Source organism: Neisseria sp. Ec49-e6-T10, assembly GCF_051132615.1.
Lineage (GTDB): Bacteria > Pseudomonadota > Gammaproteobacteria > Burkholderiales > Neisseriaceae.
This window is the reverse complement of the sequence record NZ_CP152375.1, coordinates 2,079,246-2,090,401: the sequence shown is the minus strand read 5'-3', so window position 1 is coordinate 2,090,401 and position 11,156 is coordinate 2,079,246. Positions and strand designations below refer to the sequence as shown.

The following is an 11,156-nucleotide window of genomic DNA, read 5'->3' as shown; positions in this document are numbered from 1 at the left end:
CTATAACCAAAATGCTAGTCTATGTTTTTTAGCATTTAATAAAAATAATCCAAAACCAACAACGACAATAGTAATGATACTAAATCCATATACAATCTCTGCATTAAGTGTGGAGCCTAACAAAGGCTCTCTTATTACAGCAATATAATAAGTCATTGGATTAAAATCAATCACCCATGACGCTATTTTTATTTGTGATGGTTTATAAAAAATAGGAGTAACAAAAAATAACAAAGGCATAATCGATGCAATAGTAGGTTCTAAATCTCTAAACCTAGCACCAATCACGCCAAGAATTAAAGATAAAAATACAAGATTAATTAATACTAAAAAAAGAAAAGGAAAAAATAATAGAATATTTACATTAAATGGCGTCTGATAAAATAATAACACTCCAATTATTATTATAAAATTATGTGCAAAATTTACAAAATATCTTGAGACCAATAATACAGGGTAAAAAATAAAAGGCTGTGGCGAATTTCTTATTACAGAAGTATAACGTACAAAAACACTGGGGGACTCTACAACACAACCCGAAAATAGTTGCCAACAAATTAAACCAATTGTTAAATTTGGTACAAATTCAGCTGATTCAATATTTAAAATTTGACTCCAAATAACACCCAATCCTAAAACCCCGATAACCGTACCTAGCGTCAACCAGAATGGGCCAAGTACACTCCTACGATACCTTGCTTCTGTATCACTTTTAGCAAAATACAAAATTACTTGAAATTTTTTCAATACATTTAGGATATTTTTAGTACTATTCACTAAGAAACCACTATAGATAGTCATATTCACTACTCATATTATTATTTAAAAAACGCAATAACCCTGTTATTTTTTTATCCAATAGACATTTATCATCAGAAATTCTAACATTTAAACGCACAGCGTATATCAGCATTAATTACTTCTATTTCACATTTGTTTCAATAATGGCCTTATTTAAGATTAAACTAATTGATAACTAATTTCTTCTGATTCAGGGTAGTTTTCTACCCTACCTTCGACTAATTTATTAGTTAAAATCCCTATCTAAAGATAATTCCCATTAAAAGATTAATATGCAGTACTATTACATGTCTAAGATAATATTTAAAACAAGTTAATCTTCTTAACTTGTTTTAAAAATGAATACACAATACTTCAGCCATTCAGTTAAAAATAATATAACTAAAATTCATCGTACACGACCATAATCATCACTATAACGAACGATATCATCCTCACCCAAATATTCCCCACTTTGTACTTCGATTAAAACCAATGGAAGAATACCTGGATTTTCTAATCTATGTTTGTGGCCTGCAGGAATAAAAGTGGATTCATTAGTATTAAGCAATTGTTCATGTTCACCATTAATCACTTTTGCCATGCCAGAAACAACAATCCAATGCTCACTTCTATGATGATGCATTTGTAAAGATAAAGCAGCCTGAGGCTTTACTTCAATTCTTTTAATTTTAAAGTGTTCGCCATTTTCCAAAACAGTATAGCTACCCCATGGTCTATAAACTGTTTGATGTAGTTTATAGACTTCATTATTTTCTTGTTTTAACTGTGTATAAATCTGCTTTACATCCTGAGTTTGTTTTTTATCTGCAATCAATAATGCATCGGGAGTATCAACTATAATTAAATCTTTTACCCCAACCATCCCAATGACACGACTGTCAGCATTCACATAACAATTTTGAGTATTAATTAATTTTGTTGCACTGTTATTAATGACCCTGTTTCCATACTCATCAACTCGACCATTCAACTCTCCCATAGCCTCCCATGAACCAATATCATACCATCCGATATCACAAGGAACTACAGCAACATTCTTAGATTTTTCCATAACAGCATAATCAATAGAAATATCAGTTACCTGATCAAACATTTCCTTCGACAATCTAATTTTATTCATATTAACTGCATTAGTTTTCTCTGATACATTTAAGCAGGCATTCACTTCTTGCAGTAACTCAGGACAGAATTTTTCAAGTTCCTGAAGCATAATTTCAGAGGAAAAACAAAATATTCCTGAATTCCATAAATAATCAGGCGACTGAACAAGCTCTTTTGCTTTATCTTTTGATGGCTTCTCAATAAAGCGAACCACATTATAGCCATCAGCTTGAATATAACCATAACCAGTTTCTGGAGTAGTGGGCTTAATACCAAATGTAACTATTTTCCCTTCTTCAGCCAAAAATTTTGCTTTGGAAACAGCTTCATTAAATGCCTGTTCATTTTTAATCAAATGATCTGCAGGAAGCACTAGTAAAATTGCATTACCATATTTTTGTTGAGCATATAATGCAGCGGAAGCTATAGCAGCGGCTGTGTTTTTACCAAAAGGTTCTAGGATATACGTTGTTTCTAACTGGTTTACATTAACTTTTTCAAATTCTTCTTTTGTTTTAAAAAATAAGTTTATATTAGTTACAGTTAAAACATCTGTTACACCTTCGGCTGCATTAATGCCACGAATAAAAGCTTTTTGTAACAATGAATAGCCATCTCCAATTTGTAAAAATGGTTTAGGATGCTCTTCTCTTGAAACAGGCCATAAACGCGAACCCGCGCCTCCACATAATAAAACTGGGACAATTTTAGATACACTATTCATTTTCAAAATTTAACCTGATATTATAGCACTTAAATTAATTCATTATTTTAACATAAGCTTTACAATAAAGTAATACCAATTCAAATGATAAATACCCTAAATTAAAAATGAAATCTAAAACCAAATATCAACAATTCTATTTTTAATAGAATTTAATTAAACACGAGGAGTACTCTTGCTATACATTACACACAAAGACCACCTTATTATAGATATAATTAAGTGGCCTCTTTAGAAATTTAAAATTAATTAACGAAATTATAAGTTATTTTTTATTTTTGCAAATGCATCGGCCATGACTGTACTAACATGACCATCAAAAATTTGGGGGTGCTCATCTTTTCTGTTTTGCTTAATATCTTTCTCTTTAGATTTAGCTGTATCATTACCTAATCTCATACTCAATCCAATTCTCTTCCGAGCCACATCTACGTCCATCACTTTGACTTTAACTACATCACCAGCTTTCACCACTGTATGAGGATCAGAAACATATTTATCAGCTAACGCAGAAATATGCACCAACCCATCTTGATGAACACCAACATCAACAAAAGCGCCAAAATTGGCAACATTAGTGATCACGCCTTCTAAAATCATACCTACTTCTAAATCCTTGATATCCGCAACATTATCAGCAAAAGTGGCTGTTTTAAATTCTCCTCGCGGATCTCGACCTGGTTTTTCCAACTCTTTTAGAATGTCCAAGATTGTAGGCAAACCAAAACGCTCATCCGTGAATTGTGTCGCCTGAATCAATTTTATTTGTTCTGTATTACCCATTATTTGTTTAATCGGTTGTCCCAATTGTTTGAGCATTTTTTCAACAACAGGATAAGCTTCTGGGTGGACACCTGATGCATCTAGGGGCTCATTACCATCATTAATGCGTAAAAATCCAGCCGCTTGTTCAAATGTTTTTTCACCTAAACGTGGTACTTTCAATAATTGTTTACGCTGTTTAAAAACACCATGTTCATCACGATAGGCAACAATATTTTGAGCCAAAGTATGATTAAGTCCAGAAATATGACTTAATAACGCAGTAGATGCTGTATTAACATCAACACCCACTGCATTCACACAATCTTCAACAACAGCATCAAGGCTTCTTACTAACTGATTTTGATTAACATCATGCTGATATTGCCCCACCCCAATGGCTTTAGGATCAATTTTTACCAATTCTGCCAATGGATCTTGTAAACGTCTGGCAATAGACACAGCACCACGTAAAGAAACATCCAAATCAGGAAACTCTTTTGCAGCAAGTTCTGATGCAGAATAAACAGACGCCCCAGCTTCACTCACAACAATTTTGTGGACATTATTTTGAGGTAATAATTTAATTAAATCAGCAGCTAATTTATCTGTTTCTCTGCTGGCTGTACCATTGCCAATAGCAATCAGTGTAACGTTATGTTTCTTAATCAAGCTAGATAGAGTGCTTAATGATTCTTGCCAGTTATTTCTAGGTGCATGCGGGTAAATGGTATCAGTTGCTAATAATTTACCAGTTGAATCAACTACTGCAACCTTTACACCTGTTCGCAGACCAGGATCCAACCCTATCGTTGTATGTGAACCTGCAGGAGCGGCTAATAATAAATCACGTAGATTGCGAGCAAACACACGAATCGCTTCTTCTTCCGCAGCCTCTCTCATTCGATTTAAAGAGTCTAGCTCAAGAGACAAAAATACTTTTGCCCGCCAACATAATCTAACAGTATCTTGTAACCATTTATCAGCAGCTCTGCCCTTTTGCTCAATAGAGAAATGCTGTGCAATCAACTGCTCAAATTCACTGGCTTGTGTAACCGCTGTTTCTTCTGGTTGATATTGTAGATTCAAATGAATAATCCCTTCATTACGAGCCCTTAATAAGGCTAAAGCACGATGAGAAGGGATTGAGGCAATAGATTCTTGATGTTGAAAATAATCAGCAAACTTAGCGCCTGCTTCTTCCTGACCAGAAATAACTTTTGAGGTAATTTGCCCTACTTTCCATAGTTTATCTCTTAACTGACCAATAAGCGCGGCATCTTCTGAAAAAATTTCCATTAAAATGGCTCTGGCACCATCCAAAGCCACCTTAATTTCATTAATATTGTGTTCAGGGTTTAAGTATTGTTCCGCAATCTCTTCTGGAGCATTTTGTGGATTTTGCCACAGCAGTAATGCCAATGGTTCTAACCCAGCCTCTTTAGCCATTTGGGCTTTAGTGCGACGTTTAGGTTTAAAAGGAAGATATAAATCTTCTAAATAGGTTTTATTATCTGCCTCATTAATTTTCTGCAGCAAATCATCTGTCATTTTACCTTGTTCAGTAATACTATTGACAATGACTTTACGTCTATCTTCTAACTCACGCAGATAAACCAAACGTTCGGCCAATAGCCTAAGTTGTGTATCATCTAACCCACCAGTCACCTCTTTACGATAACGAGCAATAAAAGGAACTGTCGCTCCTTCATCTAATAATTCAATAGTATTGGCAACTTGATTTAATTTAACAGAAAGCTCTTGACTTAGGCGCTGTGTGATATCCATAAAAACGTAAACTTTAGAAGAAAAAGATTATAAGGATAAACTTTTTATGGACAACCTGTAAAGTTTCTCTACAATCAAACAAATATTTGTAATAAAACCAAAAAAATTTTAACCAACTGTGGTTTTGGAAAAGACTTGTATCACTAATACACCCACACTAATCAATGTAATACCTGCTACTGCAGCAACATCCAGTTTTTGACCGTACAAAAAAAAAGCCAATAAATTAACCAGTACAATGCCCATACCACACCAAATTGCATAAGCGATACCAGTAGGAATTGTTTTGATAGTCTGACTCAAGCAAAAAAAAGCAATTGCATATCCCAACAACACCAATACTGTAGGAACCAATTTAGAGAAGCCTTCTGTCGCTTTTAAAAAATGGGTAGAAAGCACTTCTGCAACTATGGCAACAAACAACCATAAAAAACCTGTTTTCATCGTATACCTTATGTAAGCTAAATGATTAAATTCAATATATTTTCCATAATCAAATGCTATTAAATTATAATTAAAACACTCATTCATTTTTACCAACAAAACAATTAATTCTTTTTATTTTAAAATAGATCAATGCTCTAAACCAAGAATGAATTATACCTAATTTAATATTGATTTTAAATACTTAAAATACGTCCTACAGGTTGTTTATAACACCATCTTTCTTTATATTGAGCACTAGGATTACCAAATGAAAAACGCATATTTTTATTTTTATTTTTACAATACTGCTCTGCATCAAGAAGGTTTTTCCACATAACCACTGTGCCAACACTTAAGTGAGCTAAAGATTGATCATAACCGATATTTATGTAATCAAAATTAACCCAATCTAGGCTATCAGACTTAATAATTAACTGATATGCACATGGCTCACCTTTAAAAAAAAGAAAACTACCAAAAATGTAATCTTTAAATCGATTAAGAAACAATAAGTTCATTTCTTTATTTTCAGGATATTTACCTCTTCTTTGATAAAATAAAGAACTATACATCTCAAATATCTGCTCAGGAGTAAACTTGTTATGTGAATATATTTCTCCACCAGCATCAAGGAAACGTTGCAATTCTCGATTCCTTGTATTTTGTGATTTCTTTGAAAAGCCATTTTTACCTAGTCCTTTGGCTAAACAAATTTCTCTACCAGAATTTATCCGAAAGGAAGCGTTACATACTTGTTTTTGATGAACCTCGGATAAAACTTTAGTTTTAAACGGTATAATTACATTACTTGCAATCGGCAACAATAATTCATCTGTTTGTACTGGAATGGCCAAATCCTTCACTAACACTCTTGACTCAGGCGTATTAGCAATATATTTCTTATCCCACACACACATAGCGGCAACTATTTGATTATTCTTATCACTCTTAGCAAGATATTTTTCACGACAATCAGCATATTCATGCTGAAAAGCCAAAATATCTGGATGAGAAGAAATATTACCGCCGAATCTTTTATATGCTTGTTGGTAAATATTTAAATCAACCTCTTCCCATTGGCAAACCTTCATTTTAAATTTATACATTATCCTGCTCAAAATCCCTATTTTAAAACACATTGAAATTTTTATGAAAATAAATTTTGAGTTAAATAAATTATTATGATAGTAAAACTACTAAAGCATGATCAAACTAACTTGTAGTTGTAATCAATATATTTGCTCTTCTCAATTAAATCATTATTTCAATAATTAAAATAATACGATTTACAATACACTTAAACCATAGATTGATACATTCTAAATAAATAAGATGGCAACTCAAATTATTTGATCTAAATCAAACAATTTGAAATTTAAAGGCGTATGATTCTAAACAATACAAAGCGAGGTGTGTTATCAAAATTTAACCTGATTTAAAAATATAAATAAAAACAGGTTAAATAATTAGCTTGAGGTGTGGTAGTTTGTGCTCAAATAAACAGGGAGGCATATTATCTCCTTTGGAAATAGCGCAAACAGCAGAAAATACAGGTTACTATAAAGTAAGTAAGTATTCTTTATTTACCTTGTGCTCTGCTATTGTAGCTGGTGTGTTTATTTCCATCGCATTCGCTTTTTATACTACTGTTACAACAGGTACAGCAAATGTGCCCTATGGTTTAGCAAAACTAATTGGGGGTATTTGTTTCTCATTAGGTTTGACGCTAGTTGGTATTTATGGCGTTAACCTCTTCTCATCCATTATTTTGAATATTATTTCAACAGCACAAGGTAAGTTTGCTTGGCTAAAATTGTTATCACCCTATTATCTGGTTTATTTTAGCAATTTTATTGCTACTCTTATCTTTATTGTGATTATCTGGTTCGCTCACCCAAACATATTTGCTAAGGGTTTGTGGAGCTTGAATATTTTGGAAACAGCCTCATATAAATTACAGGAAGTATTTTTTCTGGGGATGGCTGTACCTGATTTTTGGTTATTGGTTAACAACTCTACAGAACATTATCAATATTTAACCAGCAACCAATTTGTAATTAAAAATCTTATTCCTGTCACTTTAAGCAATATCGTTGGCGGGATGGTTGTAGGTTTAACGTTCTGGTGGATATTGTTAAAGAAAAAAACCAGATCGGTGAGTATTAATGAAACACTTTGTTCTTAACTTGTTGTAGCAATTGATTAGTAGTATGAATCTATGGAGATAAAAAAATGACTAAAGACAACAGCTTCGCAGCAGCCTGGAAAAATTTTCATGACGGCCAATGGCAAAATGAAGTCAATGTACGTGACTTTATTCAAAAAAATTACAAACCTTATGAAGGCGATGAAACGTTCTTAGCTGGCGCAACGGAAGCGACTGACTCTTTATGGGATCAGGTATTGGAAGGCATTAAAATAGAAAATCGTACACACGCACCTGTAGATTTTGATACGGATGTTATTTCGACCATTACTTCCCATGAAGCTGGCTATATTAATAAAGATTTAGAAACCATTGTTGGTTTACAAACAGATGCACCATTAAAACGAGCCTTAATTCCTTTTGGTGGCATCAAAATGGTTGAAAATTCATGTAAAGTATATGGACGTGAATTAGACAAAAACGTTAAAGATATTTTCACAAAATACCGTAAAACCCACAACCAAGGGGTGTTTGATGTGTACACACCTGATATTTTACGTTGTCGTAAATCTGGTGTGTTAACAGGGTTACCAGATGCTTATGGTCGTGGTCGTATTATTGGCGATTATCGTCGTGTTGCACTTTATGGCATTGATTACCTAATGGAAGATAAATTCAATCAATTTACTTCATTACAAGGTCAATTAGAAGCAGGTGATGATCTAGAAGCAATTCTTCAATTACGAGAAGAAATTGTAGAGCAACATAAAGCCCTTGGCCAAATTAAAGAAATGGCTGCTAAATATGGTTTTGATATTTCTAAACCAGCAACTAATGCAAAAGAAGCTGTTCAATGGACTTATTTTGCTTATCTTGCCGCAGTGAAATCACAAAACGGTGCCGCTATGTCTTTTGGCCGCGTATCTACTTTCCTTGATATTTATATTGAACGTGATTTACAGGCTGGCACACTAACTGAAGTAGAAGCGCAAGAGTTGATTGACCATTTAGTCATGAAACTACGTATGGTTCGTTTCCTACGTACACCTGAATATGATGAATTATTTTCAGGTGACCCAATATGGGCAACAGAATCTTTAGCTGGCATGGGTTTAGATGGCCGTACACTGGTCACCAAAAACACCTTCCGCTTCTTAAACACACTATACACAATGGGGCCATCTCCTGAACCTAATATGACTATTTTATGGTCAGAAAAATTGCCTCAAGCTTTTAAAGAATATGCAGCAAAAGTGTCTATCGATACTTCTTCGCTTCAATATGAAAATGATGATTTAATGCGTCCAGATTTTGAAAGTGATGACTATGCGATTGCTTGTTGTGTCAGCCCAATGATTGTAGGCAAACAAATGCAATTCTTCGGCGCTCGTGCCAACTTAGCAAAAACCATGCTATATGCCATTAACGGTGGTATGGACGAAAAAATGAAAATGCAGGTTGGTCCTAAAGGCCCTGTCATGACAGATGAAGTATTGGATTTTGATAAAGTCATGAATAGCATGGATTCATTCATGGATTGGCTGGCACAACAATATGTGACTGCCTTGAATATCATTCATTACATGCATGACAAATATAGTTATGAAGCTTCTTTAATGGCCTTACATGACTTAAATGTTACCCGTACTATGGCTTGTGGTATTGCAGGACTTTCTGTGGCAGCAGACTCTCTATCAGCAATTAAATATGCAAAAGTAAAACCGATTAGAGATGAAGATGGTTTGGCTATTGACTTTGAAATTGAAGGTGAATATCCACAATTTGGCAATAACGATGCGCGTGTAGATGATATTGCATGTGACTTAGTTGAACGCTTTATGAAGAAAATTCAAAAACTGAAAACTTATCGTCATGCGATCCCAACACAATCGGTATTAACCATTACCTCTAATGTTGTTTATGGCAAAAAAACAGGCAATACCCCTGATGGTCGTCGTTCAGGCGCACCATTTGGGCCAGGAGCCAACCCAATGCATGGTCGTGACAAAAAAGGCGCCGTTGCTTCTTTGACTTCTGTCGCAAAACTGCCTTTTGAATATGCTCAAGACGGTATTTCTTATACGTTCTCAATTGTACCAAGCGCTTTGGGTAAAAATGAGGAAATGCGTAAAGTAAACCTTGCAGGATTAATGGATGGTTACTTCCACCACGAAGGTAATATTGAAGGTGGTCAACATTTAAACGTTAATGTGATGAACAGAGAAATGCTCTTAGATGCAATGGAGCATCCTGAAAAATACCCTCAATTAACGATTCGTGTATCAGGTTATGCAGTTCGTTTTAACTCTCTAACCCGTGAACAACAACAAGATGTTGTGACACGTACCTTTACAGAAGCTGTGTAATTGTTATTTAATTGATGTTTTATCAGTTTAAAGGCTCCTTAATTGGAGCCTTTCTTACCTAAAAACAACAAAATAACATAAAAATGGAGTACACACACTATGCAATCAGAAGAACCACTAAAAGGACAAATCCACTCTTTTGAATCTTTTGGTACTGTAGATGGCCCAGGTATTCGCTTTGTCGTTTTTTTTCAAGGTTGCTTGATGCGTTGCTTATACTGTCATAACAGAGACACTTGGCGCTTTAAGGGTGGGCAATTTGTGAGCGTTGAAGATTTAATGAAAGAAATCCAAACGTATAAACATTTCATTAAACCCAGTGGCGGCGTAACCGCTTCAGGTGGAGAAGCGATTTTACAGGCACCGTTTGTACGTAATTGGTTTAGAGCCTGTAAGCAAGAAGGTTTTCATACTTGCTTAGATACCAATGGCTTTGTACGTGAATATACTCCCGTTATTGACGAACTACTGGATGTAACCGATCTGGTTATGCTGGATTTGAAACAGTTAAATGATGATATTCATAAAAAACTGGTTGGCGTATCCAATCAAAATACATTAACTTTTGCCAAACATTTAGCCCAACGCAATCAAAAAACCTGGATTCGCTATGTTGTCGTACCTAGTTGGACAGATGACGAACACTCAATACGATTATTGGGCGAATTCACTCAGAACATGAAAAACGTTGAAAAAATAGAACTACTGCCCTATCACGAACTGGGTAAGCACAAATGGACAACCATAGGAAAGCCTTATAAGCTTGAAGGTACACCTACCCCAACAAAAGATGCTTTAGATAAAATTAAAGCCATATTAGAAGAATATGGTTTAACAGTTACTTACTAACAAACCGACTTTGATGATTAAGGAATCATGATTTAATGATTAACTTGATTCCTTATTTATTCAAAACCATCCCCTATTATTTCAGCGAATTTTTATTTCTCTTTCCTTCATTTTTTGAATACTGAATTATTATCTATTTTTATTTAATTTCTAAAGTCATCGCCACATTGTCAACAATATTTAATTTTTT

The 11,156-nt window shown here is 34.2% G+C and carries 8 protein-coding genes; 3 read left to right on the top strand and 5 right to left on the bottom strand.

Translation table 11 applies throughout. From position 1 onward, the window contains the following. The 5 genes from AADH04_RS10630 to AADH04_RS10610 all read right to left on the bottom strand — a co-directional run bounded on the left by AADH04_RS10630 (nucleotide 1) and on the right by AADH04_RS10610 (nucleotide 6,711). Entirely contained in the window at nucleotides 1–801 is an 801-nt protein-coding gene (locus tag AADH04_RS10630; RefSeq protein WP_434777250.1) for an ABC transporter permease, read from the bottom strand. A gap of 388 nt (nucleotides 802–1,189) precedes the next feature. After that, nucleotides 1,190–2,629: a mannose-1-phosphate guanylyltransferase/mannose-6-phosphate isomerase gene (locus tag AADH04_RS10625; RefSeq protein WP_434777249.1), complete on the bottom strand. Its 1,440-nt coding sequence runs from the start codon at nucleotides 2,627–2,629 to the stop codon at nucleotides 1,190–1,192. Between the two features lie 258 nt (nucleotides 2,630–2,887). Beyond that, complete coding sequence (locus AADH04_RS10620) at nucleotides 2,888–5,179, bottom strand: Tex family protein (RefSeq protein ID WP_434777248.1); 2,292 nt, start codon at nucleotides 5,177–5,179, stop codon at nucleotides 2,888–2,890. 108 nt (nucleotides 5,180–5,287) lie between these two features. Next, complete coding sequence (locus AADH04_RS10615) at nucleotides 5,288–5,623, bottom strand: DMT family transporter (protein ID WP_434777247.1); 336 nt, start codon at nucleotides 5,621–5,623, stop codon at nucleotides 5,288–5,290. Nucleotides 5,624–5,799: 176 nt separating this feature from the next. Beyond that, on the bottom strand, nucleotides 5,800–6,711 hold the full coding sequence (locus AADH04_RS10610; RefSeq protein ID WP_434777246.1) for a hypothetical protein: 912 nt from the start codon (nucleotides 6,709–6,711) through the stop codon (nucleotides 5,800–5,802). Nucleotides 6,712–7,091: 380 nt separating this feature from the next. On the opposite strand from AADH04_RS10610, the gene AADH04_RS10605 reads away from it, so the two are divergent. From AADH04_RS10605 to pflA, 3 genes are all read left to right on the top strand, one after another. Further along, nucleotides 7,092–7,790: a formate/nitrite transporter family protein gene (locus AADH04_RS10605; protein ID WP_434777245.1), complete on the top strand. Its 699-nt coding sequence runs from the start codon at nucleotides 7,092–7,094 to the stop codon at nucleotides 7,788–7,790. Between the two features lie 47 nt (nucleotides 7,791–7,837). Next, nucleotides 7,838–10,117, top strand: a complete 2,280-nt coding sequence (gene pflB / locus AADH04_RS10600; protein WP_434777244.1) for a formate C-acetyltransferase — start codon at nucleotides 7,838–7,840, stop codon at nucleotides 10,115–10,117. A 99-nt stretch (nucleotides 10,118–10,216) separates the two neighbouring features. Further along, complete coding sequence (gene pflA / locus AADH04_RS10595) at nucleotides 10,217–10,966, top strand: pyruvate formate lyase 1-activating protein (protein ID WP_434777243.1); 750 nt, start codon at nucleotides 10,217–10,219, stop codon at nucleotides 10,964–10,966. Nucleotides 10,967–11,156 lie beyond the last annotated feature (190 nt).